The 25,789-nt window shown below is 44.6% G+C and carries 20 protein-coding genes and 1 pseudogene; 10 read left to right on the forward strand and 11 right to left on the reverse strand.

Features of this window, described 5'->3' with window-relative positions; genetic code table 11:
* Nucleotides 1-7 precede the first annotated feature (7 nt).
* The gene (locus V5G28_RS06855; RefSeq protein WP_336229928.1) at nt 8-1,039 is read left to right on the forward strand and encodes a hypothetical protein; all 1,032 of its coding nucleotides are present in this window, start codon (nt 8-10) and stop codon (nt 1,037-1,039) included.
* A 433-nt stretch (nt 1,040-1,472) separates the two neighbouring features.
* Nucleotides 1,473-2,972, forward strand: coding sequence for a site-2 protease family protein (locus V5G28_RS06860; protein ID WP_332988497.1), 1,500 nt, complete (start codon nt 1,473-1,475; stop codon nt 2,970-2,972).
* Nucleotides 2,973-3,007: 35 nt separating this feature from the next.
* On the opposite strand, the gene V5G28_RS06865 is transcribed toward V5G28_RS06860, so the two are convergent.
* Nucleotides 3,008-4,261: a glycoside hydrolase family 10 protein gene (locus tag V5G28_RS06865; RefSeq protein WP_442994227.1), complete on the reverse strand. Its 1,254-nt coding sequence runs from the start codon at nt 4,259-4,261 to the stop codon at nt 3,008-3,010.
* Between the two features lie 764 nt (nt 4,262-5,025).
* On the opposite strand from V5G28_RS06865, the gene V5G28_RS06870 reads away from it, so the two are divergent.
* Nucleotides 5,026-6,672, forward strand: coding sequence for a hypothetical protein (locus V5G28_RS06870; RefSeq protein WP_332988501.1), 1,647 nt, complete (start codon nt 5,026-5,028; stop codon nt 6,670-6,672).
* 342 nt (nt 6,673-7,014) lie between these two features.
* A complete protein-coding gene (locus V5G28_RS06875) occupies nt 7,015-7,614 on the forward strand; it encodes a gamma-glutamylcyclotransferase (protein WP_332988503.1) in 600 nt (199 codons plus the stop codon).
* Between the two features lie 588 nt (nt 7,615-8,202).
* Here the strand turns inward: V5G28_RS06875 and V5G28_RS06880 are convergent.
* Nucleotides 8,203-8,343: a hypothetical protein gene (locus V5G28_RS06880; protein WP_332988506.1), complete on the reverse strand. Its 141-nt coding sequence runs from the start codon at nt 8,341-8,343 to the stop codon at nt 8,203-8,205.
* 54 nt (nt 8,344-8,397) lie between these two features.
* Between V5G28_RS06880 and V5G28_RS06885 the strand changes: the two genes are divergently transcribed.
* The 4 genes from V5G28_RS06885 (at nt 8,398) to V5G28_RS06900 (ending at nt 14,801) form a co-directional block, all read left to right on the forward strand.
* Nucleotides 8,398-8,751, forward strand: a complete 354-nt coding sequence (locus V5G28_RS06885; protein ID WP_332988508.1) for a PAS domain S-box protein — start codon at nt 8,398-8,400, stop codon at nt 8,749-8,751.
* Nucleotides 8,752-8,785: 34 nt separating this feature from the next.
* Complete coding sequence (locus tag V5G28_RS06890; protein ID WP_332988511.1) at nt 8,786-12,862, forward strand: PAS domain S-box protein; 4,077 nt, start codon at nt 8,786-8,788, stop codon at nt 12,860-12,862.
* The gene (locus V5G28_RS06895; protein WP_332988513.1) at nt 12,843-14,357 is read left to right on the forward strand and encodes an ATP-binding response regulator; all 1,515 of its coding nucleotides are present in this window, start codon (nt 12,843-12,845) and stop codon (nt 14,355-14,357) included. The genes V5G28_RS06890 and V5G28_RS06895 overlap by 20 nt, the downstream gene beginning before the upstream one ends.
* 66 nt (nt 14,358-14,423) lie before the next feature.
* Nucleotides 14,424-14,801, forward strand: a complete 378-nt coding sequence (locus V5G28_RS06900; RefSeq protein WP_332988515.1) for a response regulator — start codon at nt 14,424-14,426, stop codon at nt 14,799-14,801.
* Nucleotides 14,802-14,951: 150 nt separating this feature from the next.
* On the opposite strand, the gene V5G28_RS06905 is transcribed toward V5G28_RS06900, so the two are convergent.
* The 7 genes from V5G28_RS06905 to V5G28_RS06935 form a co-directional block, all read right to left on the reverse strand.
* Complete coding sequence (locus tag V5G28_RS06905) at nt 14,952-15,668, reverse strand: HPP family protein (RefSeq protein ID WP_332988518.1); 717 nt, start codon at nt 15,666-15,668, stop codon at nt 14,952-14,954.
* A gap of 783 nt (nt 15,669-16,451) precedes the next feature.
* Entirely contained in the window at nt 16,452-18,080 is a 1,629-nt protein-coding gene (locus V5G28_RS06910; protein WP_332988520.1) for an AMP-binding protein, read from the reverse strand.
* A 104-nt stretch (nt 18,081-18,184) separates the two neighbouring features.
* Nucleotides 18,185-18,748, reverse strand: a complete 564-nt coding sequence (locus V5G28_RS06915; RefSeq protein WP_332988522.1) for a cupin domain-containing protein — start codon at nt 18,746-18,748, stop codon at nt 18,185-18,187.
* A 28-nt stretch (nt 18,749-18,776) separates the two neighbouring features.
* The gene (locus V5G28_RS06920) at nt 18,777-19,172 is read right to left on the reverse strand and encodes a tautomerase family protein (protein WP_332988524.1); all 396 of its coding nucleotides are present in this window, start codon (nt 19,170-19,172) and stop codon (nt 18,777-18,779) included.
* A gap of 105 nt (nt 19,173-19,277) precedes the next feature.
* Nucleotides 19,278-20,282: an iron-containing redox enzyme family protein gene (locus V5G28_RS06925; RefSeq protein WP_332988526.1), complete on the reverse strand. Its 1,005-nt coding sequence runs from the start codon at nt 20,280-20,282 to the stop codon at nt 19,278-19,280.
* Nucleotides 20,283-20,884: 602 nt separating this feature from the next.
* Nucleotides 20,885-21,181 (reverse strand): hypothetical protein, encoded by a 297-nt coding sequence (locus V5G28_RS06930; RefSeq protein ID WP_332988528.1) that lies wholly within the window; start codon nt 21,179-21,181, stop codon nt 20,885-20,887.
* 77 nt (nt 21,182-21,258) lie between these two features.
* Nucleotides 21,259-21,459 carry a hypothetical protein gene (locus V5G28_RS06935; protein ID WP_332988529.1) on the reverse strand — a complete coding sequence of 67 codons (201 nt, stop codon included), beginning with the start codon at nt 21,457-21,459 and terminating at the stop codon, nt 21,259-21,261.
* Nucleotides 21,460-22,159: 700 nt separating this feature from the next.
* Here V5G28_RS06935 and V5G28_RS06940 point away from each other — a divergent pair.
* Together V5G28_RS06940 and V5G28_RS06945 are read left to right on the forward strand one after the other, a co-directional pair.
* The gene (locus V5G28_RS06940; RefSeq protein WP_332988531.1) at nt 22,160-24,604 is read left to right on the forward strand and encodes a response regulator; all 2,445 of its coding nucleotides are present in this window, start codon (nt 22,160-22,162) and stop codon (nt 24,602-24,604) included.
* A 47-nt stretch (nt 24,605-24,651) separates the two neighbouring features.
* Nucleotides 24,652-24,795, forward strand: coding sequence for a DUF4114 domain-containing protein (locus tag V5G28_RS06945; protein WP_332988533.1), 144 nt, complete (start codon nt 24,652-24,654; stop codon nt 24,793-24,795).
* A 26-nt stretch (nt 24,796-24,821) separates the two neighbouring features.
* Here V5G28_RS06945 and V5G28_RS06950 read toward each other — a convergent pair whose 3' ends face one another.
* Nucleotides 24,822-25,028 (reverse strand): hypothetical protein, encoded by a 207-nt coding sequence (locus V5G28_RS06950; RefSeq protein WP_336229927.1) that lies wholly within the window; start codon nt 25,026-25,028, stop codon nt 24,822-24,824.
* A 50-nt stretch (nt 25,029-25,078) separates the two neighbouring features.
* Nucleotides 25,079-25,543: pseudogene (locus V5G28_RS06955) on the reverse strand (M48 family metallopeptidase); the annotation flags it as partial.
* Nucleotides 25,544-25,789: the final 246 nt, after the last annotated feature.

The following is a 25,789-nucleotide window of genomic DNA, read 5'->3' on the forward strand; positions in this document are numbered from 1 at the left end:
TGGTGTCATTGCCGCTCTACTTATTGGTTGTCTTGCAACCCCTAGCCTAAGCGAAACCCCGACACGGGACAAATTTCTTTGGCCATTTGCATCCACATCGCCTTGGAATATGCCAATAGGCTCGGATGCGCGTTACATTCCCGCAAACATTGGAAAAGCACACTATGCTGCGGCAGATAACGAATACTTCTTTAAACTTAAGGATGGAGATCCGTGGCGTCCAGTTTATGCTCCTGGTGCTTGGGGTGAAGGACGCTGTACAGGCACGAAACCTATGGACATCTGGCTACCAGTTCCAGACGACATGATCATTCCAGACGCTACGAAGTATCCATATCACACCCCTAACAACGCATCAGCCTTTCTGATGCCTGATGGAAAAACCCTAATACAGCTTGAACCTCTTGCTCGCTGTCAAAATGCAGGTCCCATCTATGGTTGGCGTTTTCCAAATGTTGATATTTACGGCGATGGCATAGGCGGAGCACATTTTGGTTCTGGTCTTTCTTCGATTGGTGGTTCTATTCGCAAAAGTGAACTCACGAGCAACCAACCAATTCATCACGCCTTAAAAGTTGTGATTTGGGGAGAAAAATACCTCCACTATTCTCACTCTAGTCCTACTCCTGGGTATCGCTGGCCTGCAGATCGGGCAGATGGCAATGCAGCCAACCAATACCACGGTAACAACCCCTCTCTTGTACAGGGGACACTACTGGCAATTCCCCCGAATGTAACCGAAGAAAGCCTCAAGTTGCAAACACCTGCTGCGAAAAAATTGTTTCATGCCTTGCAAGATTATGGTGCTTACGTTGTTGATGACGCAGGCTGGGATGCTCACTACTTTGCAGTCGAAAAAGGAGTCACAGAAGAGTTTCGTAAATCTTTCGGCTACGATTTTGAGGGTTCAAGTGGTCCGTTTTATGAAGATTTTATGAAGTTGTTTCAAGCATTTTCCATTGTTGATAACAACGGACCAAATAGCATTGGTGGTGGTGGAACTCTCCGTGTCGCTCTTGCTCCACCTATTGGAAATTAATTAGCAAAAAGACAAATCAATCAGGAGTGGGTCATGCCCACTCTAAAAATGCTACAACCAACAGGAATTTACCTAACAAGGAACACCCGAAGATTTGTGGTCATAAGAATAAGCGCTGTAAATTCGCTTGCTTGTGACCAAAATGCTTATTTAACAGTGCGAACATCGTGCTTGCTTGCCCGCCGAACCCAAGTGCGTCTTTGCTACTGACAAGGCGATGATCTACAGGATCTGCCCTACATGGTGATTCGCTTTGCCACTGCCCCTTGGGCGATCGCCCTTCGTTCTACTCTGTATTCAGCATTGACAAAGGCAAACCAGACTGATTATGAGTTACATTAATCTCTAAGAAAGCGCCAGCCTCGTTATAAATTATTAATATCCCTGAACAACTGACTTACTCAGGCTTGGTTTCAAAAACAAAGGTTTAAAGATGTTGAATTCATCAGAAACACCTATTATTGCCACAATTGTGCTGGCTGCTTTCGGAATTTTAGGTTGGGGCTTTTATCGCGCTAGACCTTATGGCAAACTGGGAATCTTAGCCTGGTTACAGTCGGTGGTATTGATGGGTCCTTGGTTATTATTTTTTGGCTTGTTTGCTGCAGGGGTTTACATCAATATAGTAGGCATACTGTTCTTGTTGGTGGCATCCAGTGTTGTCTACATCTTTTTAGGAAGACAGTTGCGAGCCGCCGGACAGGATGCGATACTTAGGCAACGAGCAACTCAAAGGCTTGAGGCTGATGCCTCGCTACAAGTCCGTCCCACAGATAATTCCACTGCTCCGGAAGGATCTGCACAATTAAAACTTGAAGTTCCGCCGATACCTGAAGAAGACTTAAACATCATTAAAGGTATTTTCGGCATTGATACATTTTTTACCACAGAAACGATTGCTTACCAAGAAGGAGCCATCTTTAAAGGAAATTTGCGAGGAGATCCAGAAGCGGTTCATAACCGTCTGACTACAAGTTTGCGAGAACGAATAGGTGATAAATACCGTCTTTTTTTAGTGGAAAACACAGATGGTAGACCCGTGGTCATTGTCCTTCCTAGCCGCAATGACCCTCGTCCGATGACTTTACCACAGAAAGCCTTTGCTGTTATTCTGCTGGTGGGAACAATCGTCACAAGCTTGGAGACTGGGGGGTTACTCCTCAATTTTGATTTCTTTACCAACCCAGAACGCTTCCAAGAAGCTTTACCCATTGCTGCTGGTGTCTTAGTGGTTTTGGCAGCTCACGAAATCGGTCATTGGTTACTCGCCCGGCGTCACCAAATCCGCCTCAGCTTACCTTACTTTCTTCCCGCTGTGCAAATCGGTTCTTTTGGTGCTATTACCCGCTTTGAATCTTTGTTACCTAATCGTAAAGTCTTGTTTGATATTGCCTTAGCAGGACCTGCGGCTGGAGGAATTGTATCTTTATTAATGTTGGTGGTTGGATTACTGCTTTCTCATCAAGGTAGTCTATTTCAATTGCCAAATCAGTTTTTCTCTGGTTCAATTCTTGTAGGGACTTTGGCACGAGTTATCCTCGGTTCTGCATTACAATCATCTTTGGTAGATGTACATCCACTTGTGGTGATTGGTTGGTTGGGCTTAGTCATTACTGCTTTAAATTTGATGCCAGCAGGTCAACTAGATGGTGGTCGCATTGTCCAAGCGATTTACGGACGCAAAACTGCAGGACGAACAACACTAGCCACACTCATTGTGCTGGGGTTAGTGTCTCTGGGTAATTCTTTCGCTATGTACTGGGCAATTGTGATTCTGTTTTTACAACGAGATTTAGAACGTCCCAGCTTAAATGAAATCAGCGAACCTGATGATGCACGCGCTGCTTTGGGTCTTTTGGCTTTGTTCTTGATGGTTGCTACTCTCCTTCCACTCGCTCCCGGTTTAGCTGGGCGTTTGGGGATTGGCGGATGATGCTTCGGGTGGGCTGCAAGGCTCACCCTACAAAATTAAGGTTTCCAACCAGCCAGTAGATTCGGATAAGCAACTGGTGTTGGGAAAATTTTCTGGAAACTAGATTGACGTTGTTGTGATGTTTCGCCAGTCATGTTCCAGAGAGTTTCGTAGAAAAAGAAGGAGACCCCTGCAAAGTTGCGTTCTCGCACTTTTTGTACTTGTGTCTGTATTTGTTGCATAGGTACATATTTGCCTTTTAACCCAGACATAATGCCTATGCTCACTGGAATATGACTTTGTGCTGCTTTCACTTCTGGCTTCTCTAGTTCTTTAACGAAGACATCTGGATCATCACGGTATAGTTGTATAATCAGTTCTTCAACAAGTCCCAACCGTTCCCACTGTTCCCAGTCTGCCAAAAAGGATTCGTAGGAAAAGCGCTGGGGATTAGGCGATACAGAGACAAGACAATTTTTTTTAGTCGCTTTGATGGCTTGGAAGACCCGCTTCATGTAGTCAGTTATTTTATTCGCTCTCCAGCGTACCCATTCTCGGTCTTGAGGATTTGTTGCAGGAGCTTGACCACGGTGTTCTTTTTTGTACAATGCAACTGTGTAGGCATCATATCCCAATTCAGCAGGCAAGCCAAAATGGTCGTCAAATTGAATGCCGTCGATGTCGTAGTTTCGGACGATTTCGACAATTAAGTCTTGGATAAATTGTTGAACTTCAGGGTGAAAGGGATTTAGCCAAACTCGATCGTGGGTGCCTTCTTTCCAAATTTTGCTACCATCGCGGCGACTGGTTAGCCATTGCGGACGATTTTTGGCTAGTTGTGAGTCAGCTGGCGCCATAAAGCCAAACTCGAACCAGGGAATGACTGTTAAGCCTTTTTGATGTCCGACTGTGGCAATTTCTTTGAGTATATCTCGCCCTTGCAGTTTCGGGGCTGGGTCGAGCGATCGCCCGATCACTTTTTGTGCGACTTTGCTGGGGTATAGTGTCCAACCCCAATTCCACACAGTAGGATAGACAGTGTTAAAGTTCAGATTTTTCAGGCTTTGCAAAGAGCCTTGGAGACGATTGCGATCGAACAGCACATCGCTATCTATATTAGTTAGCCACACACCCCGTAACTCAGACATCTGCGGACGGTAAGGAGTATTTTTTTGAGCATATGAGGGAAACGAGAGTAACACCGCAGCTACCATGCTTAGGGCTACCACGAGTGCAAAAAATCCCTGTTTTTTGATTGCTTGAGTTTCCCTAACTGGAAATATATTATACCATTTGAACAATCTTTTCATCATCTACTTGTTAGAAAAGTTAAATTTTGTATGAGAAAACGATCAGTAATGACTTAGGTCAGTGGGCAAAAGTTGCTCTTGCGCCTGCGTATAGCATTCCCACTGAGGTCAACCATTAGCATGATTGTTTATCTTTTTTTAAGATTACTGGTTTTTGCGGAGAAGTTTCTCCTATTTCTTGATTTATACTACTACCGTTAAATGCCCTCACTGGTCTTGATAAAAGGCGGGCAAAAGGCTCACTCCACAAAAACTGTATCTCATACATATGAAATACAGTTTTTGTATAAACTAACACAAATAAACAACTCTAAAGTGAGAATGGCTGCATAAATTCTTTACGGTTGGGTGAAGCAAAACGCTTGCAAAGTCATACGGGAAGACACAAAGAGTTCCCCCTTTATGAATCCCCTTGATTTGTGGTTCCTTGTGGGTTCCTAGCTGCGCAATTGTGAGTTCTTTTCTTTTCTAAATCACCCAATCAGATGGCTCTCCTGGGTGAGGTATTTTCACCCAGCATAAATTTAGTATAGAGAAGAAGGAACAATAGACAATCATAGTAGCGTCTATCTTCACATCTGCCTCGTCAAACAGGCGCTTTAATTATCCCAAGTCGTTCTTATTATATGGGATGATAAAACCATTTGTTCTTTTCATAGTTGCTAGTTATTAGTTTTTGTCCGCTGGCTCATACTAATATCTATTAACTAATATACAAACGTTAAATTTACTATTTTCACTATAGCTAAGATTATCATAGTGCTATGAAAAATACTCTAAAAAACTATTGTAATACGAAACAAGCGCGAATATTCACAGCGTTAGTTTTATCTGGAATGTTATCTATTGGTAGCAGTTTATCAGCGATAAAAAGCGCAACGGCTGCTCCAGCCAACTACTTTGCCCAAACAGCTAATGAAGTCCTAAAAGAAAACATTAAAACAAACAGCTTACCGAGTCGAGTTGCTTCTGCGGTACTGCGAGATTTATCTGACAGAGAGCAAATTTCCAACAGAAAAGTGGAAATCGTTGATTACACTCAACGGACTTGGCGTGACGGATGCATGAATTTGCCAAAACCTGACGAATTTTGTACACAAGCATTAGTTCCTGGCTGGCGTGTTGTCCTTTCAAATGGTAGTCACACATGGATTTATCACACTGATAATAACGGGCGTTCTGTACGCTTGGCAAATCCTTATATTCTGACAAGAAATCTGCCACAAAACTTTCCAAATTATATAGAGGATGCTGTTCTAGAAGACGCATCTAGGCGCTTGAATTTACCAACTTCTCGGCTAAATGTTATTCAAGCTCAAGAACGGACTTGGGGGAATGGTTGTTTGAACTTACCAAGACCAGATGAAGCGTGTACCCAGGCTTTGCAAAAAGGTTGGCGGGTCGTTGTCAAAGCAGCTGACCAAACCTTGGTTTATCACACCAATACAACTGGTTCCAAAATTAGGTTGAATAAAAAGGAAAGCGAAGTTAGTGAAGCGAGATTACCTGCAAAAGTCAGAGATGCTGTATTGCGTCGAGCAAGTGAAGAGTCGGGTTTACCTCAAAGGTCGCTGAGTATTGTTGAGTCTAAACCAACACAATCGACATATGGCTCGCTTTGGCAAGTTACAGTAGGTGCTGGGCTAAATCGTTGGGTGTTTGTCACTGATGACAACGGTTCCCGAATTCAGCTTTCAAGCCAGTATGGTGAAACGCCTAATGCTAACTTACCCAGAGATATTGCTGAGAGAGTTTTGGTACGAGCCTCTAAGCGTTCACAAGTGCCAATTTCGCAATTACGAATAACTGAGGTGGAACCGCGACAATGGTCCGATAGCTGTTTGGGTATAGCAGATCCACTAGCTTTATGCGCCGCAGTTGTTGTACCAGGTTGGGAGGTGACTGTGAGCGATCGCCAACAACGCTTGGTTTATCGTGTAAGCGAATCTGGTACTGTTATTTTAGATGAAAAAGCTAGCTCAGCTGATAACAATACACAGATCAAGCCAATTTCCATTCCTAGAAGTGAGTTACCACTACCTTTAGATAGCGGCGTGATTTTTCGGCAAATCTCCAGTGGTGGCTTTGCTGGTAGAACCTACGAAACTGTTTTGCTCGACGACGGGCGTCTGATTCGTGTTCAAATTGGTGATAGCAATGATTCTGAGCGTAGCGTTCGCCGCATTCCCTTAGAACAAGTCCAAAGGTTTCAGCGATTGCTAGAACAGCAAAGCGATGAATTCAACAATGTGAGTTATCCAGCACCAAGAGGCGCTGCTGATTACATCACCTACACCCTCACCAGCCGCGATGGTACGGTGAAATACAATGACGTTTCTCAAAATAGCTTACCCGAAGATTTACGTATCATAGTCAACACTTGGAAGCGGATAAGCACAACCTATCAGTAGAGTGTAATGTTGGAACCCGGCTACCTTCATTGGTGTCAATTTAACGTTCAAACCTTTAGCCCACGTTGATTTACCCCACCCCTTAATCCCCTCCCCGCCTGCGGGGAGGGGCGGTTTTGGCGTTAGCCAAAGCCGGGGTGGGGTGAAGCGAGAATTATCGGCAACTATCAAGGCATGATGTTACGTAATTACAAAGCTTTCAGCTTAAGTTGACACGCATGGGCTACCTTGCACCCCGATATTCTACACCCTGTTAAATCTACGGCTTATCCGTCGGGATAAGTTGCATTTGATTCTAGGATATAATATGATCTGTTACGTAGTCGATAATACTCGCAATCAATGAGCAATCAGACTGGACACGTACACCATACTTGGGTACAAACTCTTCATCCTGTAAACTCAGATTTGAGACTGCAAGAAGTACAAGAGAAAGAGCCGATGTTTTACTATTTTGCTTACGGCTCGTGTATGTGTCCTGTTGATTTGAAGCGCTCCCTTGGTGAAAATACGCACCTCTTTGTCATCGGTCATGCGACACTCAAAGGTTATCGACTCGGATTTTATCGTCTTTCACCTAGTCGCAAATGTGGCGTTTTGGATGTGGTGAAAGACCCTAAAGCGAGTGTGAATGGTGTACTCTATCAGCTACCTTGGCGATTAAGCGAACACTTAGATAAACGAGAAGAAGTTCCGCATGGTGGTTACCGCCATGAATTTGTAGATATCCACTGCAAAGAACAAGTATATAAAAATGTGCGTACTTACGTGGTGGTAAACAAACTCTTAGAGGAAGCCGCCCCCAACGACTGGTACTTTAATGTTGTCCTGCGGGGTGCTGTTACTTGCGGATTGCCAGAGGAATATTGTTGGAGTTTGTTTAACCATATGTACAAATTGCAACAGCGCCATCAGGCACAAGATTGCGTGCGATCCGCTTAGGAACGAGTTGAACTGGGGATTGGGGATTAGGGATTAGGGATTGGGAGGATTATGGACGGAGATTCAAACCCTGCCCAAATCTTGTAAGAACATCTTACCAGTCCCCAGTACCTAGTAAAGAGTGCCAGAGGGGTGTTCCTCCCCAACCAATGTGCGAATCTGGTTGGGACTGGGAGGCACAACTGTTGAAAAGCCCACCTGACATCTTGCACCAAGAAAATTTGATGTTATTTTCAAACTCACTACTAAGTCGCAAACCCTTATTTTCGCTATAGAAGCTCAGAAAAGTCATGTAACTTTATTGCGCTGTTTTTGACTAGGGGACTTCCAAATAAAAAAATATCCCAAATTTTCTTGTGGGATGGGTGTCCCCACCCGTCCTTTGTATTCAGGGCGGGCTTTCCTGCCCACCCCACAATTGAGGATAATTTATTTCTTGGAAATCCCTAGCTCCTGGGTTATACGGCAATACAGAACGACACGCTTCTGTGGGCAGTGCTTAGCAAAACCCCGATGTAGTGGGCAAAATGCGGTAAGCACTGCCCACCCTACAATACTTAAGATTTTTCATCAATCCTGCGCGGATTGCTATATGTAAAAAAACAAAGACTTGTAGGGTGTTGCACCTGCCACAGTACTCAGGGCGATCGCCTCCGGCATTGTGCTGAGTCCCTTTGGGACACCAACAAATGGAAGTTTTGCACCAGCCCTAGGAATTTTCAATGCCACATATGTAGTAAATAGTAAACAGTTTATTTTCGACTCTTTATTCGTCAAGCAGCTATGAAAACCTTTGATGAAATGAAGCAGGAAACAGACGTACCAGTTGTGATTACAGATCATCAAGGGTTTGTCACCTATGTGAATGACTGCTTTACCTCTGTTTTTGGTTGGAGTACAGACGAAATTAAGAACCAGCTGATTACGGTCATTATTCCTGAAGGTTTCCATGCCCCTCACCATCTCGGCTTTTCCCGCTTTCTCACCACCGAAAAGTCCACTATTCTCAATCACCCGGTGCGTCTGGTTGGAATTACCAAAGATGGTAGAAAAATAGAAGCAGAGCATCTGATTATGGCACAGAAACATCAAGGGGAGTGGCTGTTTCTGGCAAGGCTGCGTCCCCTAAACCCCTAAACCCGGCTTAACTATACTGTCAAAGGAACCCATAATGAGCGCTAATTTAACTAATTTAACCAGCCAATTACGGGCAACTCTGGGCAAAATGGAAGTAGCGCTGGGGGCGATCGCTGACGCTATTGTTTGGACAGGCAGGGATGGACAGGTGCAATGGTGTAATGCTGCTTTCGACAAACTTGTAAACCAACCCCATATCTTGGTGCTGAACATGAGGCTGAGCGATTTGTTACCCCTAAAACAAGCGGGTGAAGCAGTTCCGCCAGAGTCCTATCCAAATATGCGGGTACTAGGGGGAGAGTATGAAGTCACTGAGTACGAATTTCAACAGGGCGATTGCTCCGTTATTTTAGAAATATCGGGGAATTGTGCCGAACTGCCAGGAGGCGACAGCTCGGCGGTACTGGTGATTCGAGATACAAGCAAAGCAAAGCAGCGGGAAGAAGAACATAAGCAAGTAGATCAGGAACGAGCGGAAACTCTGTCTTTACTGCAAGCGACGCTGGAGTGTACGGCTGATGGAATTATAGTTGTCAATCAAAACTTTAATGTGTCGGTTTATAATCAGAAGTTCCTCCAGATGTGGTCATTGCCTGAGTTGTTGCTGGAGCCTTCTAGAAGCAATGAACGATTCAGGTTCATGGCTGAACAAACGCGAGATCCCGAAGCTTTTATTGCCAGGGTAAGAGAACTTTTCTTTAAGCACCCAGAACAGGAAGCTTTTGATTTGGTGGAGATGAAGGATGGACGTGTTTTTGAACGTTACTCTCAACCGCAATGGAGGAGCGATAAAATTATCGGGCGCGTTTGGAGCTTTCGGGATATTACTGAACGTAAGCAAGTGGAGCAAGCCCTTCTCAAAAGCGAACAAAAGTTTCGCCACATCTTCGAGAATTCTCAGGTAGGCATCTTCCGTAGCCGAGTTGAGGATGGGCTGATTCTGGATGCAAATCAACGTTTTGCCAACCTATTAGGCTACAGCTGTGTAGCAGACATAATTGGGACAAAATTTACGAGCGATTTTTATACCAATCCAAGCGATCGCCAGTTGATCATAAATCAATTGCGTGAACAAGGCTCGCTTAATAACTTTGAAATTCAGTTTCGTCGCTGCGATGGTGAGATGCGTTGGGGGCTGTTTTCATTACGTCTAAATATTCAAGAAAACTGCATTGAGGCTGTAGGTGCCGATATTTGCGATCGCAAGCAAGCAGAAGCAAATTTGCGCCGTAGCAATGCCATACTTAAAGCTCAGCAAGAAGCTTCAATTGACGGAATTTTAGTCGTTGATGAAAATAATCGAGTTGTATCCTACAATCAGCGCTTTTGTCAGTTATGGCAAATTCCAGAAACTCTGATCCACAACAGCGATAGCAATCGCCCATTACTGCAATGGGTACTCGATAAACTTCAACAGCCAGAGGAGTTTCTGGCAAAGGTCGAGTATTTGTACGCGCATCCAGAAGAAGTCAGCCGTGATGAAATATTTCTTAAGGATGGACGGACTCTAGACCGTTATTCTGCATCTGTACACTCACCAACAGGAGATTATTACGGCAGGATTTGGTACTTTCGTGATATCACGGAACGCAAACAGATAGAAGAATCCTTGCGACAATCAGAAGCTAGATTCAGAGCACTTTATGAATCAAACAGTCTTTCTGTCGTACTATCAGATGAAAGCGGCATATTTGATTGTAACAGTGCCGCGGTACAGCTCATTGGCTATCCTCGTCAAGAGATTTTGGGCAAGCTCCCTGCTGAATTGTCACCCCCGATCCAGCCAAATGGTCAAGAATCTATGAGTTTGGCTAAGCAACATACGGCTGTAGCATTTGAACAAGGCAGTCACCGCTTTGAGTGGATTCACCGTCGTGCAGATGGGACAGAATTTCCCGCGGAAGTCTGGTTAACTGCGGTAGAGGTGGGCGATCGCAAGCTATTACAAGCGGTGGTGCAAGACCTAACTGAACGCAAGCAAGCAGAAGCAGTACTTCAGCACAGCCTTCGGGTAGATAACCTGCTCACGAGTATTTCCCGGCAGTTTATTGACCAAGATGTAGATACTGCGATCAATTTTACCCTGCAAGCGATCGCCGAGTTTCTCGGAACAGAACGAAGCTGTATTTTTGAATACTCAGAGCAACGGGGGCAGTTTTATCTTGTCCGTGAGTGGCGTGCTGTTGGCATCGAGCCATTATTCAGCAGTGCTACGAGTTCATTTGTCGAGCCGTTTCCCTGGTTGGACAATCAGATTCTCAGGGGTAACTCCGTACAAATCTCCTATGTCGCAGAACTACCTCCAGAAGCAGCATTTGAAAAAACAGTGTTCCAGAGCGAATCTATTCAGTCGGTTGTTGTTGTACCTACGATCCACTTTGGCAAAGTCGTAGGGTTTCTGGGAACTGATGTCGTTAACTTCTCTAAGAACTGGAAGCAGGAGGATATCAACTTACTACAACGACTGGGTGAGTTAATTGCCATCGGGCGATCGCGATACAAAGCAGAGGAAGCACTGCGAGTTGCAAAAGTTGCTGCCGAGACTGCCAACCGTGCCAAAAGCGCCTTTCTCGCAAATATGAGCCATGAACTGCGAACCCCACTCAACGCTATTCTGGGTTTTGCCCAGTTGATGGAGCGAGACACCACCCTCACTAAGCGTCAGCGAGAATCTCTAGCAACTATCAACCGCAGTGGGGAACATCTGCTCAATTTGATTAACGATGTCCTGGAAATGTCCAAAATTGAAGCTGGACGCATTGTTCTCAACCCTGCACCATTTGACTTGTATCAGTTGTTGCAAAGCATTCAGGAAATGTTCAAGATTCGAGCCGAGGCAAAAAAGCTATCATTACAAGTTGAACTTGCCCCGAATTTGCCTCAATATATCCTCGCAGACGAAGGCAAGCTCCAGCAAGTCTTGATCAACCTTTTGGGAAATGCTATCAAGTTTACAGATACAGGACGAGTCACCCTAAGAGTCGGAGTGGGGCAAGGGACATTGGAAATACAGAATCCTAAAAACATTTTGCCCACTGCCCATTTGTTATTTGAAATCGAAGATACTGGTAAAGGAATTGCACCAGAGGAATTACACAATCTCTTTCAACCTTTTGTGCAGACTGCAAGTGCAACTCAAGTTAAAGAAGGTACAGGGTTGGGGCTGACTATCAGTCGCCAATTTGTACAGTTGATGCGAGGTGATATCCGCCTCAAGAGCGAAGTCAATCGTGGTTCTACCTTTGATTTCGATATCATAGTTGAACTGGTAGAATCATCTGAAGTTGCGCCACCAATACGTAAAGAAAAAGTGATTGGGCTGGCAAAAGGTCAAAGAGTATACCGAATTTTGGTGGCGGATGACCGCAAAGAGAATTGCGACTTATTGACACAGTTACTCAACTCCATTGGTTTTGAGACGCGTGCAGTAGCTAATGGTCAAGAGGCGATCGCTCAGTGGCAAACATGGCATCCCGACTTGATTTGGATGGATATGCGTATGCCTGTGATCAACGGATATGAAGCAACTCGACAAATTCGGGCAGCAGAACAGAGATACAGCACACAAACAACTCAAAGTCAATATCGCCGGACTGCGATTATTGCGCTCACAGCCAGTGCTTTTGAAGAGCAGCGTTCCAGTATCTTAGGCGCAGGTTGTGATGACCTCATCCGCAAGCCTTTCCGGGAGGAAATCATCTTTAACAAGATGGCTGAGTATCTGGGAGTACAATATGTGTACGCAGAGGAACAAGAGAATTTTGTACAGACGCGATTGATCAGGCAGGGCTTTACAGAGGTTTCTCAGCCAGGGGATTGCGAAAATCTGCTTTCAACCGAAGCCCGTGGTTCTAACGAGTGTCGTCCCGTTGTCACAACTGGATTTGGGGAGCTAACACCACAAGACTTACTGATTATGCCCTCGGAGTGGATTAGTGCGCTACGTCAGGCAGCAGTTCAAGTTGATGGCGAACTGATTTTGCAGTTGATTGATGTGATCCCCAAAACCCATCATACTGTAGCTCAGGAACTGACTGATTTAGTAGATCGTTTCTGTTTTGACGAAATTATCGATCTCATACCAGACGAAAATGGACAGCCAGCCGTTTAAAAGACCATTAGCCAACATCTTAGTGATTGATGACACCCCTGAGAACTTGCATCTCCTTGCTGCTATGTTGACAGAACAAGGTTACAAAGTTCGCAGCGTCACCAAAGGTTCGGCTGGTTTGCGCGGAGCTGCCGCAGCACCACCCGACTTAATTTTGCTTGATATCAATATGCCAGAAATGAATGGCTATGAAGTTTGTCAGCAGCTTAAAGAAAGCGATCGCACTCGGGATATTCCAGTGATTTTTATCAGTGCAATGAATGATGTACTAGATAAAGTCAAAGCTTTTTCTGTAGGTGGTGTGGATTTCATCACAAAACCGTTTCAGGTGCAAGAGGTGTTGGCACGGGTAGAAAATCATCTGACGATTCGCAATTTGCGTTCATCACTCCAAGAACAAAACGCGCGGTTACAGCAGGAAATCTACGAACGCAAACAGGCAGAGGAAAAGTTTGCCAAAGCCTTTCGTTCCAGCCCTAGCCCGATTGCGATAAGCCGGAGGCTTGACGCTGCGCGTATCGCCACTCTTTCAGAAGGACAGTTTATTGAAGTCAACAATAGTTTTCTGAGAATGAGCGGTTATTCCCTAGAAGAAATTATTGGTCACACTGCTGCTGAACTCCAGCTTTGGATTTCCTTAGAAAAGTATGCTAGTACCATTGCCAAACTGTTAGAAATCGGGTCCTTGCAAAACTATGAAATGGAATTTCGTACCAAGTCCGGTGAAGTCAGAATAGTCTTGCTTTCTGCCGAACTGATTGACCTTTCTGGCACTCAATGCGTCTTAAATATTATCAACGACATCACCGAACGCAAGCGACTAGAAAACGAATTTATCTCTCTGGTGAGCCATGAACTGCGTACTCCGCTCACCTCCTTAATTGGATCGCTCGACCTTTTAAGTACAGGACAGTTGGGAACACTCACTGCCAAAGGGCAGAAAGTTCTCAATATCGCTCTTACCAATACCGAACGCTTAAACCGCCTTGTCAACGACATTCTTGACTTGGAGCGGATGAAATCAGGCAAAATCACAATACAAGCTGTGAAGTGCAATGCTGATCATCTGATGATTCAGGCAGCAGAAGCAATGCAAGCAATGGCAGAACGGGCAGGAATCACCCTAGTTACCGAACCTGTGATGGCTGAAATTATCGCAGATTCAGACCGGATACTACAAATTCTGACTAACTTGCTGAGCAACGCCATCAAATTTTCAGAACCAGGCAAGAGTGTTTGGCTGCGTGCTAAACTCCGGGGCAATCGTCTGCAAATCGAAGTGCAAGATCAAGGACGCGGAATTCCGGCAAATAAACTAGAGACTATCTTTGAGCCTTTTCAGCAGGTTGATGTATCTGATTCCCGTAAAAAAGGGGGAACAGGTTTGGGGCTTGCCATTTGTCGCAACATCGTTGAGCAACATAATGGCAATATTTGGGTTGAGAGCGTTCTCAATCAAGGCAGCACCTTTTATGTCACGCTGCCATTAGCATAAGAAGGCAAAAGCCAGAATTTAAAAGGTAGGAGATGAAAAGTTTATTAGCAATTAAGGAGATCGATGATGAGCAAGTGTGTATTAATCGTTGACGATGAGGAAGATGTGCGGGCGATCGCGCAAATGGGTTTGGAAATGGCGACTGACTGGAACATACTGTGCGCTAGTTCTGGTGAAGAAGCTTTGGCGATCGCAGCAACCAACCAACCGGATATAATTCTGCTAGATATGATGATGCCCGATATGGATGGTCGCACCACGCTGCAAAAACTCAAAGCCAATCCTACAACGCAGCACATTCCTGTTATTTTGGTAACGGCAAAGATTCAACAGTCAGAACAAGAGAGCTTTGCCAATATGGATGTCGCTGCTGTACTCGCTAAACCTTTTCGTCCCTTAAAATTAGCCGACCAAATCAACGCCGTATTACCAGACAGTCTTTAAACTCTTAACTTTGTGATCAAAGATATAGCGGTTATCAGTTGAGTGCAATACATCAAGAAATAAGAACCACAGATGGACACAGATGAATCTGTAATTGATCCAAACGAGAAGTGTTATATATCTGTAACTCGGCACGATGCCCAATTTGCTTCACCAATATTTTGGGTATCTACTTTCGCGGATAAGATTATTATAGAGAAGCGCAACAAAGATTAAAACTATTGCCCCAAAAACTGTGGGAAACAGCAGAAAACTCCATGCTGGTTTGGTTAGGTAAATAATAACTGGATTGGAGCCTGCTGGTGGGTGAGTTGTTCGGGTAAGCATCATCACAGAAATGGCAGTACTAACCGCTATAGCAACTGACCACCACGTTGCTCCAAAAAGTGTCAGACATACCAAACCAATAAAGGAACTCAAAAAATGACCTACAAGCACATTTCGCGGTTGTGAAAAAGGCGCATCTGGAAAGCCAAAGACCAAAACGCAGGATGCTCCAAAAGATCCTAGTACAAGTGTTGCAGAAAATGCATGGGAGAGAAGCGCAACCGCACTAATTGCCAAAAATCCTCCTAACCAAGCAAGTATTATTGCTCTAGCTGAATGCTTAGCAGGTAGTTTCGTATTATCCCCTTTTAGCTTCTGAAAAAAAGTTATCCAAGAGGCTATTTTTCTAGGGGAAGGTTGTCTCAAACCCAGGTTCTGGATTGCTATTGCGAGCGCAGCATAGTGGAGCGAAACCATCCCACATTTTGCGATTGCTTCACTACGCTGTTGCTTCGTTGGCAATGACAAATATGTTCTTGCAGAATTGGGATGCTCCCTTTTTCTAGTACTACCAGCATAATTGTTCAATTGCTTAACCATGAACATTCACCTCAGGTTGTTAGCTGTTTTATACAGATCACTCTGTCTAAAACAGTCAAAAAAATAAATACTTAACTAATTAATTGCCTAACTGCTTCTCGTGCAGCTTCAATAGACCGTGTTGATCTATAAATTTGACTCTTAGTAATTGCTCCTTCAAACAGAAGATGGATGACCGAATCAGTTACCAGTTATCAGTTATCAGTTACCAGTTACTGTTCACTATTAATTGGTACAAGCCCCTGTTTTGAAACATGGAAGTACATAGAAAGATGTCGGCGCGAGATACGTAGTACGAGAAATACGGCGTCCTTATACAAATCCCCTCAAGAAGATTGATGGGGATTAACTGGTACTTGTTCACTGTTCACTGTTCACTGTTTTAAATGGGCAAGCATTGTTGTACTGTTTTTCTCGGTTGAAATATTCAATTTGTCAACAAGTTGCTTAATGTAATCCTGCAAAGCATTTTTGTGGTTTACAACTAAGTACATGATTCCATAAGTTCATAGCGAAAACTTGAACGAAGACTCTGTGTACCTTTGTCTTGAAAAGTTTCCTAGGTCGGGAAACCCCTTCGGGTATCTCCTATGCCTGCGGCACGCCAAGGGCGAACGGAGACGCTACGCGAACGCCAGTTGCCTGCTGTCGGGAAACCCTCCTGCAGCACTGGTCTCACCTCCTGCAGAACTTTTCGCTGCGTTTACCGAGAGCGCCTCTCTGCGTTTAAAAACGTTACGAATTAATGAAATGCTGTACTAAGAGCCGAATTTTACTGTATTTTTAAACTTTGAGTTCGTAGAGCTTCAGCGCCTCCCGTATTAACAAATCTTTGCGAACCTTGCCTGTCGCTGTCTTGGGCAAGTCGGTGAACAAAAACACTTGGGGTTGCTTGTAAGAAGCAAGTTGAGACCCACAAAAATGGCGCAAATCTTCTCCGGTGAGGGTTTGGGAGTCCCTTGCTTCAACGAAAGCCACAAGCAAGGTACGATTTTTTCCGAGTTCTTCAGGTGAGATACCGATGACCGCAGCTTCTCGCACCTGTTCGTGCCGACATAGGACATTCTCAATCTCGATAGAGGAAATATTTTCCCAACCGTAATCGGTTTCTACGTAAATTAAGTCCTTCAGGCGGTCTCGAATTTCCAAATAACCATCTGGATGCATAATTGCCATGTCGCCGGTATGGAACCACCCATCCCGAAAAGCTTTTTCGGTAGCTTCCGGATTGTTGTAGTAGCCTGTCGCTACTGTATTACCTGCCACGATCACTTCGCCCAACGTACGACCATCCCAAGGAACGTCTCGCCTATCAGCATCAACCACCCGCAACCCCGTTCCGGCATGGATAGTTGCCACCCCTTGACGGGCACGCTTCTTGGCACGGCTTGAAGGGGGCAATGCTTGCCATTCTTCTTGCTCCTCACAAACGACGTAGGGACCAAAGGTTTCATTCAATCCATATTGGTGGATGAAATTGACCCCCATCTCATCTAATTGCTGGATCAGGGTGGGAGCAGGAGCAGCTCCTCCTGTAGTAATCGTTAGCCCCTGAAACCCTCTTTTGTCCCCAGGAGCTAATGCTAGCGATCGCACAAGGCGGGGAGCACCACACAGGTGAGTAATCTGGTACTGGGAGAGTGCTTGGATCAGATCCGCATAGCCATCTCCAATTTGGTGATCTGGCAGGACGACTTGGGTGGCTCCCACAGCGACATTTGCCCAGATATGTCCCCACCCATTAACATGAAACATGGGGAGCAGCCACAGATACTTCGAGGCTCGGTTGAGTCCAATCATCAACGCCTGCCCCAGTGCATTCAGGTAAGCGCCTCGGTGATTGCATATTACCCCTTTTGGACGACCAGTGGTACCGCTCGTAAAGTTGATGGCGAGCGGATCGAGTTCGCTGACAACGGTTTGATCCAGCCTAAAATCTCCATTTTCACCCGCCAGACACGTTTCGTAGTCGAGGACTCCAGAATAGATTGGGTTGGCAGCGTGATCGATAACAATAACTTGTTGCAAGTGGGAAAGAGCAAAGAGAGGGTTAAGGAGGATTTTCTCGCTCAAGGAAGCATCCACAATCAAGACTTTCGCCTCGCAATAGTTCAGCAGGGATAGGAGATCCTGCGCTGCTAACCAAGGATTGAGCATGACGATCACAGCACCGATCGCTGGAATGCTGAAGTGGGCTTCGATTGTCTGTTGGTTGTTCTGTGTCAGGAGAGCAACTCGATCTCCATACCCCACCTGGAGTCGCTTCAGCACTTGTGCCAGACAGCGAGAGCGGTGCAAGATCTCGGCGTAAGTTACTGTTCCATCAGGGTAGATGATCGCGCTTCGGTTAGGAAATGCTTGACCACTGCGCTCTAAGAAAGTGGTTGGACTCAAGGGTATATAGGAATGCATAGCTTTTCTTTTAGTACGAACTGATATAGCAATTGGACTTGATTGGTTAACATATGAAGATGTTGGTACTCTGATCTCAAAATCAGAGTACTTGACAGCAATAACTATTTTGAAACAGGCTTAACATCTTCGTTGCCTGAAGCAAACTCGTTCCATAAATCAGGGCGCTGCTTGACTTTGATATAACGCGTAGCCAAAATAGTGCAGCCATTGATGGAAGCCATTGTATGAAAGGTACCTGGTGAGCGAAGTATTAATGAGCCGGGCAAGAACGTGACACCATTCTCAATATAATCCCCGGTTAAGACTAGGACCATTTCATACCCTATATGTTCATGCAAGGCAACAAATGCGCCTGGCTCATATTTAAGAATTGCGGCATCAGGACCTTGCGGATCTTGGTCTACCAAACTAAAGATTGTGTGAATTTCAACACCTTTTCTCACTTCTGGTTGATAGGGCACGAACTCAAGATCCTCCGGTAAGGAAACATTTTCCATGCCCAGGAACTTAAATTCCCTATCGTTGATGGAATTGTATGGGAATGGGTCGAACTTTATTTGACCATTGCTCATCAATTGACCATTTTTTGGAATAGGACCGTCACCTTTGTTTATGCCGTTGTATCCCGATGGAAGTCTTTTTGACATTTGGTCGTTCTCTAACATTTGCTTCTCCTCAATATTTATGTTGAATTTATGTTGATTGAATCTTTCTTTGTTCCTGGCTAAGACCGTTGTAACCCCAGCTTTTTCCATCTATTTCCTGAATTGAAATATAGTTGGGGTGGGGCGCACTGCCAAGAGCCTCTGTAACGAGTTCCCAGGCTTGTGCTATCCAAAGAGCTTTTTCTTCATCGGTATTTGTTCCTTTTGTGACAATAATGCTCAACTCAAAAATTGCTGCATCATCACTTTTAAGAGCACCGCCTACATACCATTGCGCTTGCTGATCGGCGGCTTCAAAACGAACAACAATTAATTTCTTATTTTTGCGAAGAATTTTCTCAGTGATCAGAGATAAACTTTCAGCAAGGCTATCTCTGATCTTCTCAGAAGATATCTTATTAGCCCTTAGTGTTATGAGCGGCATAGCTTGTATTCCTTTTCATGATTGTTGATACTGCCACCAATGCTTAAGCCGTAACCGCAAATATATGCACTTAGGCTTTAGCATTTCAAACACCACACAAGGGGTTTAGGCACCGGAGAGTCTTTTGTCCGCTTGGTTGCGGCGTTCTAGAATGCCCTTAAGAATGCCGTCATAAACTCCGGCTCTAGCTTCGAGCATCCGCATCGCAGCAGAGAACACCTTTTGCAGGTCTTCAGAGGTGTGCATATAGGGCATTCCCGCAGCGAACCACCCCTCCCCGTGGTCTTCATCAAGTTCGCAGTGAACGACAAAGAATTTCACCATGTCTTCACTCAAACCGCGACGGCGCAGATGTGCCAAAACTCGGCGCTGTTGGAGGGGAATTGCTAATTCCAAAGCTCCCATCCCGCCAATGCCGTAATGAAGTCCATCGGCAAACCAGCAGAGGTTAATCTTGGTATTGAGCAGGTTGCAAGTTTCTGGGTTAATATCCTCTTCCCGTGCTCCGCCGAAGTAATCCATTAGGGGTTCAAATAAATTGGGATGAGCCTCGGCGAAATTCCCCTGACCAAACTCGTCATAGAGATTGTGATAGAGTTCTTCACGCATCTCAAAGGGCACAATTAGGCTGAAGGCAGCAACGTGCAAGTGGAAGCGTTGCATATTGACTCGGTAATTGGCAAGGAAGTAGCGGACTTCTTCATCGCTCAAATCATCGCGATCAAACAGTTTAAATAATGGATGATGATTGACACGATGTTGGCTAATCCGCTCTTTCAGCCACGGCATGAAAAGTTCAACGCTCGCGACTTCAGCAGGAAGTCGCTCTTGGGGTAGGTATTGCTGCTCAACCTGCTCAATCAAGTGGCGAATTTCCCATTCTCTGAAGAAGCGAGGAGTTCCTAACCCAAACCCCTCTTGCATTAAGCGCAAGTTCATGTCAAACAAAAGAAACTGAATTTTTTGCCAAGCAAGACCTCCTTTATTTTGAAAAGCTTCATGTACCAAATTTTCGACTTGCTCGGTGGGGGATACATACTGCTTAACTACTTCCCAGGAATTGGTCTGTGAATTGTTAGATTTCGCTGCTAATCTTTGAATACTAGACATTGTCGTTTATCCTTAAGAAAATTGAGTAAATTGAGTTAATCTGTGGTAAGATTGGCTTAATTAAAGCAGCAACTAGAGCCTGACTACCGACTTACGGTGATAAGACTTGAGTCGTGCAAAAAGCCAAAATTTGTAGAAAAATGAGCTGTTAGCCCTTAGCTGTTAGTAGCATTTGGCTGAGTTGTCTTTACTTTAGAGAGAAATCGAGAAGAACCAGGGAAGGTTTGGTTTCTTGATTAAGCAGAGTGTTGCATCAAGTAGAGTATTGGTTAGAAGCAGCTTGATCGCACTTTGCGAGTTGCTGTCTGGTCATCTCTCAGGTTTGATTTCCTCTCTGCCTTCGATACTTTTAACTTTAGGGAGCAATCGAGAAGAACTAGGGAAAAGCGATCGCTATTTTTTGCTCATATTTTCGGCAACTTAAAAAGCCCATACCTTTTGTCACTACCCCAAAAGTTGTCACTAAGAACGCAGAAGCTGTCGTTCAGACACTACTAGAGTGTGAGGCAAAAAAATATCAATGCAAACAAATACCCTCCGGGCGGTTTCCCGGAGGGTATGTTCAGTAAAAGCCTGAAATAAGAATATTTTTCAGTCATGAATTAATAATTACTGAATCGCGAATTCTGACGGTAGAAGGACTCTTCTATCCACATGCGTACTTCTTGTTCAGAAGCAAGACAGCCAGTATGTCCAGTCTTGGGGTCATAGACGTACCACCAAACATTTCCTTGGCGGTCTTTCCTTTTGCGAACTTTAAATTCCAAGTCAGTAAACAGAGCATTTATAACCAATTGCCCAATTTGCTGAAGATGAAAAGCTAGTTTTTGCCGATAGCTCTGGGCTTTGGATGCTGAAATGAGTTCGGTTTGTTTGTCGCATTGCGCTCGCATTTTCATGATAATTTCCTGATTGTGCGTAAATTAGTTAATTAAGTAAATAACCTGAAAATTCATATTGCCAATTAACGGCTTTATTATGCTGCTTGCTGATTGGGTGTAACCTCCATGCAGATTTGGTCTTGAGCGGAAAGTTGAGTGAGTTGCTCTTGAAACCAGGCTTCAAAGTTCTCGTGCAGCAGTAGCCATTTTTCAGTGACTCGTTTTAATGAGGCGAAGTGAAAATTGATGTAAATGTATTTGCATCCATTTTCTTCAAGATTCAAGTAATGAACCATTTACACACTAATTTGCCATCTTCCATCTCCCATTTAGCGTTTAAACGACTCTGCTGAAAATTATCGGTAACCAAGTTAAGATTGTTATTGGTTACTTTTTCAGATAAAAAAGAATTTTCAGATTTTTTCTTAGATGAAGAGTAGGATTTAAACAACAGATTTTTGGTGTTGAGTAGCATGATTGAGTACTTCCTTGTTTGAATGTTTTTCAGGTAAGATGAATGATATTTCTTTTTCAACAATTTTTTTGAAATTACTCTTGATTGAATGGCTTGTTTATAACCTGTATTTAGCAGCTTATAAAAATTGAAAATTTACGCTAAGTTGAATAAAAACTTAAGCTGTCTATTGTTGAAAAATTAGCTGTTAGTAGCTTTTGGCTATCACTGTCTGTAACTTTAGGGAGAAATCGAGAAGAACCAGGGAAGGTTTGATTTCTCTATTAAGCGGAGTGTTGCATCAAGTAGAGTATTGATTAGAAGCAGCCTGATCGCGCTTTGCGGGTTGCTGTCTGGTCATCTCTCAGGTTTGATGTCCTCTCTGCCTTCGATACTTTTAACTTTAGAGAGCAATCGAGAAGAACCAGGGAAGAGCGATCTATTTTTGAAGAAATTTCTCAGGCTGTGTCAGCTACATTATTTTTATTGCGTATTTTTAGCTGTCAATCTTGTCATAAAATTTAGAGCAGTAGAGCATTCCCATGTCGAGGGCTGATGCCATGCGAATTTTGTTGATTGAAGATGATGAAGTTTTGCAAAAGATGCTGCTGCAATCTCTCACCAGTCAGCACTACGTAGTGGATACAGTTGAAGATGGTCAAACTGGTTGGGAATATGTCGAAAGCACAAATTATGATCTCATTGTGATGGACGTGGGACTACCCAGAATTGATGGTATTACCTTATGTCAGCGGTTACGCGCCCAAGGTTGCTCCACTCCTATCCTACTGATGACTGCTAAAGATGCCTGTAGCGATCGCATTCGCGGATTAGACGCAGGCGCAGACGACTACTTAATCAAGCCCTTGGATTTAGCAGAACTCCAAGCACGGGTACGGGCACTATTGCGGCGCGGCGAGGTTTCCCCTACAACCGTGCTACAGGTAGGTGATTTGCGTTTAGATCCTTGTAGCTGCGAAGTCACCTACGGCGAGAAACTCGTGGCATTAACTTCCAAAGAATACAGCCTGCTGGAAATATTTCTGCGTAACCCTTCACGAGTCTTCAGTCGTGGACAACTCGTTGAGCATCTCTGGACGTTTGATGATCCTCCTTTAGAGGAGAGTGTCAAGGCACATATTAAAGGACTGCGGCAAAAATTAAAGAAAGCCGGAGCTGTAGATTGGATCGAAAATGTCTACGGTCTCGGGTATCGATTACGGGAAAATATTGCCACAAAAGAGGACGCACAAACGCAGACACGCGAAGACACCCAGGATTTCTCAAAACAACTCTCCCCCTTGCCTTCTCATCCCGACTCTCAAAGGGAGTGGGAATCCCGAGTTTCCCCTCTAGCCACATCTCCCGAATCCGTTGAACAGAAGTTCCAGCAGGGAATGAATAAACTGTGGCAGCAATATCAGGGGTTGATGACCGAACGCTTAAAGGCTCTGCAAATAGCGGCGACGGCAGTACAAACGAGGACGCTGACTCAGGAGTTACGCGAAAATGCTAGGCAGGCAGCACATAAGCTGGCGGGTGTGTTGGGGATGTTTGACCGGGAAGCAGGAACGACACTGGCGCGGCAAATTGAAAAGATTTTATTAGAAGATGAAGCTTTAGGGCAAGGTGACAAAGGGGATAATAAACAACTGTCTGTTCGGGAACAAGAGCTGTTGTCTCTGGTGCAGGAGTTGGGCGAGTTGCTAAATTTACCCGACTCAAAACCATTTTCGCCCTCAAAAATATCTCGACTGCTGTTGATTGATCCACAGACAAATTTAAGTCAAGAGTTACAGGAACTCGCACACTCGCTCGACTTGAGTTGGAAACAAGTGGCAACATTAGAATTAGCGAAAACCTGGCTCCAGTCCTACTCTCCAGATTTAGTTGTGCTGGCTGTGGATGATCTGGGACAGCAGAAAGATAGTTTGGCACTGGTGGCAGATTTGGCTGCTAGGACACCTGCGATACCAGTGCTAGTCATTGCCTCTAGAGATGGATTATTAGATCGTGTGACTGTAGCCCGTGCTGGCGGACAAGGATTTTTGGTTAGACCAGTGATCGGCCGTCGGGTTTGGGAAATAGCAACGCAACTATTACAGCGTTCTCGTTCCTTGAGTGTGAGTGTATTAGCTGTTGATGATGACCCGGTGTTTCTGGCGGGGCTGCGCTCTATGCTGGAACCTTGGGGTATACAAATGACAGAATTGGATGACCCGCTACGCTTTTGGGAAGTCTTGCGACGTACGACTCCCGATTTACTGATTTTGGATGTGGATATGCCTCAACTTGGGGGTATAGAACTCTGTCAAGCAGTACGCACAGATCCGGACTTGCAGGGACTGCCGATTTTATTTCTTAGCGCTCACCGCGATCGCGAAACTATCCAACAGATATTTGCAAGTGGAGCAGACGACTATGTTAGCAAGCCAGTTGTGGCTGCGGAACTGCTAACCCGAATCACCAATCGTTTAGAGCGCATACGCTTGCTCAAAACCCTGTCTAGTAAAGATCCTCTGACTGGATTGCCGAACCAGCCACAATCATATCGTGATTTAGAACTTTTAATCCAAAGGATGAACGATGCAGATAAAAGTGCAAACTCTCATTCATCGCTTCTCCCTGATGCTTTTTGTCTGGTGGTGTTTGTTATTACAGAATTACCAGCAATTCATTTTCAATATGGTCATGCTACAGGCAATCAGATTTTACAAAGGTGGGGTCGTTTATTTCAAGCTGCCTTTCGGGGTGCGGAAGTGCTTGGCTATTGGGGCAACGGAGAGTTTGTGGTAGGAACGCCAGGATTGACCAAACAACAAACAAGCGATCGCCTCAGCGAAATCCTAACTACCTTACGCCAGCAAGTGTTTACTGCACCAGACGGCAGCCGCTTTCAAGTCAGCTTTAGGTTTGGTATCGCTGAGTATGCCAGTGATGGATTCACTCTCCAATCTATGTATCAAATTGGTAGTAAAGCTTCGTGAAATCCGCAGGAGTTCTGCACGTAAAAGTTGTATAAAGATTACAGGAGATGAACCGCAAAATCACATACGACTTCTTCCCTGTAAACCAGATACGTTTGTTGGGAGATAACAAGTTTGGTTTTGAAGATATTTATGGTGGAGGCGATCGCGATTTTAATGATGTGGTGATACGATACGTTGTGCAAATCTGAAGCTTTGAGTGGGTTCCTTGTTGATTCTACGTGTCCTGCTGTGCGGCTCGCTGGACAGATTGTACATCAACATTAAGCTGTTGAGCAATTTGCTCCACAGTCATACTTGTTTTTAGTAACAGAGGTACAGTTACTCTCAACATTTCAGCTTCCCGTTCTTCTCGACCTTCTTCTCGACCCTCAGCTTTCGCTTCTTGATAAATCCTGGTTTGCTGTAAACTTAGACCCAACATGACTTCCACTTCCTCTCTACTCAACTGGGAAAATTTGTAAACGGCAAGAGTTATAGATCGTAACTTGCCCCATTCTCAGCTAACCAGCGCTTACGATCACACCAATCACTCACAACCCGCTCCACTCTATCCCAAAACGCATGAGTATGATGCGGTTCAATCAGATGCACCAGCTCGTGAACCACCACATACTCAATCATCACTCGCGGCAGCATCGCCACTCGCCAGTGAAAGTATAAATCTCCCTTGTGTCCGCAGGAACCCCAACGGTAGCCTAACTCGCGTACCTGAACCGAGGGGGGAGAAGCCCGAACATGCTTGACAAGAGCAGCAATCTGTGGATTTAAAATTGGACGGAGGCGATCGCCATACCATTTAACAAAACATTCTCTTCCCCGTAGCTGTTCTTCGCGGTGCAATTCAAAACGGCTTTGGTAAAACTTGAGTGGCGGTTGTCCTTTCACTCCATCTACTAATTTGAGGCGATAGCTGCGTCCTAAGTAGTAAAAGCCAGTTTTGCTCTTGCAAGCGTTGCCAAGCTTTACGAATTGCCTTGCTTAAACTCAAGCATAATTAAGTAGGCGAGAAAAAATCAAACTATGTAAAGAAAAGTAAAGCTTAGAAACTAGCAAAGTAGTAAGCGCTTTAGCGAAGACAGCGCTTACTACATACCTTTAATCATTTACACCGACCTACTTAATTAAGTTAAACTAGTTATCAATCCAGTTTTCCAAAAGGGGTCTAACTCTAACGAGTAACGA

The organism is Scytonema sp. PRP1 (assembly GCF_036697665.2).
Taxonomy (GTDB): Bacteria; Cyanobacteriota; Cyanobacteriia; order Cyanobacteriales; family Nostocaceae; genus Kalymmatonema; species Kalymmatonema gypsitolerans.

What these genes read in the sequence shown, in the direction of transcription:
- V5G28_RS06860 (WP_332988497.1), top strand. Translation starts at nt 1,473, where the DNA reads ATGTTGAATTCATCAGAAACACCTATTATTGCCACAATTGTGCTGGCT.
- V5G28_RS06865 (WP_442994227.1), bottom strand. Translation starts at nt 4,261, where the DNA reads ATGAAAAGATTGTTCAAATGGTATAATATATTTCCAGTTAGGGAAACT.
- V5G28_RS06870 (WP_332988501.1), top strand. Translation starts at nt 5,026, where the DNA reads ATGAAAAATACTCTAAAAAACTATTGTAATACGAAACAAGCGCGAATA.
- V5G28_RS06875 (WP_332988503.1), top strand. Translation starts at nt 7,015, where the DNA reads ATGAGCAATCAGACTGGACACGTACACCATACTTGGGTACAAACTCTT.
- V5G28_RS06885 (WP_332988508.1), top strand. Translation starts at nt 8,398, where the DNA reads ATGAAAACCTTTGATGAAATGAAGCAGGAAACAGACGTACCAGTTGTG.
- V5G28_RS06890 (WP_332988511.1), top strand. Translation starts at nt 8,786, where the DNA reads ATGAGCGCTAATTTAACTAATTTAACCAGCCAATTACGGGCAACTCTG.
- V5G28_RS06895 (WP_332988513.1), top strand. Translation starts at nt 12,843, where the DNA reads ATGGACAGCCAGCCGTTTAAAAGACCATTAGCCAACATCTTAGTGATT.
- V5G28_RS06900 (WP_332988515.1), top strand. Translation starts at nt 14,424, where the DNA reads ATGAGCAAGTGTGTATTAATCGTTGACGATGAGGAAGATGTGCGGGCG.
- V5G28_RS06905 (WP_332988518.1), bottom strand. Translation starts at nt 15,668, where the DNA reads ATGGTTAAGCAATTGAACAATTATGCTGGTAGTACTAGAAAAAGGGAG.
- V5G28_RS06910 (WP_332988520.1), bottom strand. Translation starts at nt 18,080, where the DNA reads ATGCATTCCTATATACCCTTGAGTCCAACCACTTTCTTAGAGCGCAGT.
- V5G28_RS06915 (WP_332988522.1), bottom strand. Translation starts at nt 18,748, where the DNA reads ATGTTAGAGAACGACCAAATGTCAAAAAGACTTCCATCGGGATACAAC.
- V5G28_RS06920 (WP_332988524.1), bottom strand. Translation starts at nt 19,172, where the DNA reads ATGCCGCTCATAACACTAAGGGCTAATAAGATATCTTCTGAGAAGATC.
- V5G28_RS06925 (WP_332988526.1), bottom strand. Translation starts at nt 20,282, where the DNA reads ATGTCTAGTATTCAAAGATTAGCAGCGAAATCTAACAATTCACAGACC.
- V5G28_RS06930 (WP_332988528.1), bottom strand. Translation starts at nt 21,181, where the DNA reads ATGAAAATGCGAGCGCAATGCGACAAACAAACCGAACTCATTTCAGCA.
- V5G28_RS06935 (WP_332988529.1), bottom strand. Translation starts at nt 21,459, where the DNA reads ATGGTTCATTACTTGAATCTTGAAGAAAATGGATGCAAATACATTTAC.
- V5G28_RS06940 (WP_332988531.1), top strand. Translation starts at nt 22,160, where the DNA reads ATGTCGAGGGCTGATGCCATGCGAATTTTGTTGATTGAAGATGATGAA.
- V5G28_RS06945 (WP_332988533.1), top strand. Translation starts at nt 24,652, where the DNA reads ATGAACCGCAAAATCACATACGACTTCTTCCCTGTAAACCAGATACGT.
- V5G28_RS06950 (WP_336229927.1), bottom strand. Translation starts at nt 25,028, where the DNA reads ATGTTGGGTCTAAGTTTACAGCAAACCAGGATTTATCAAGAAGCGAAA.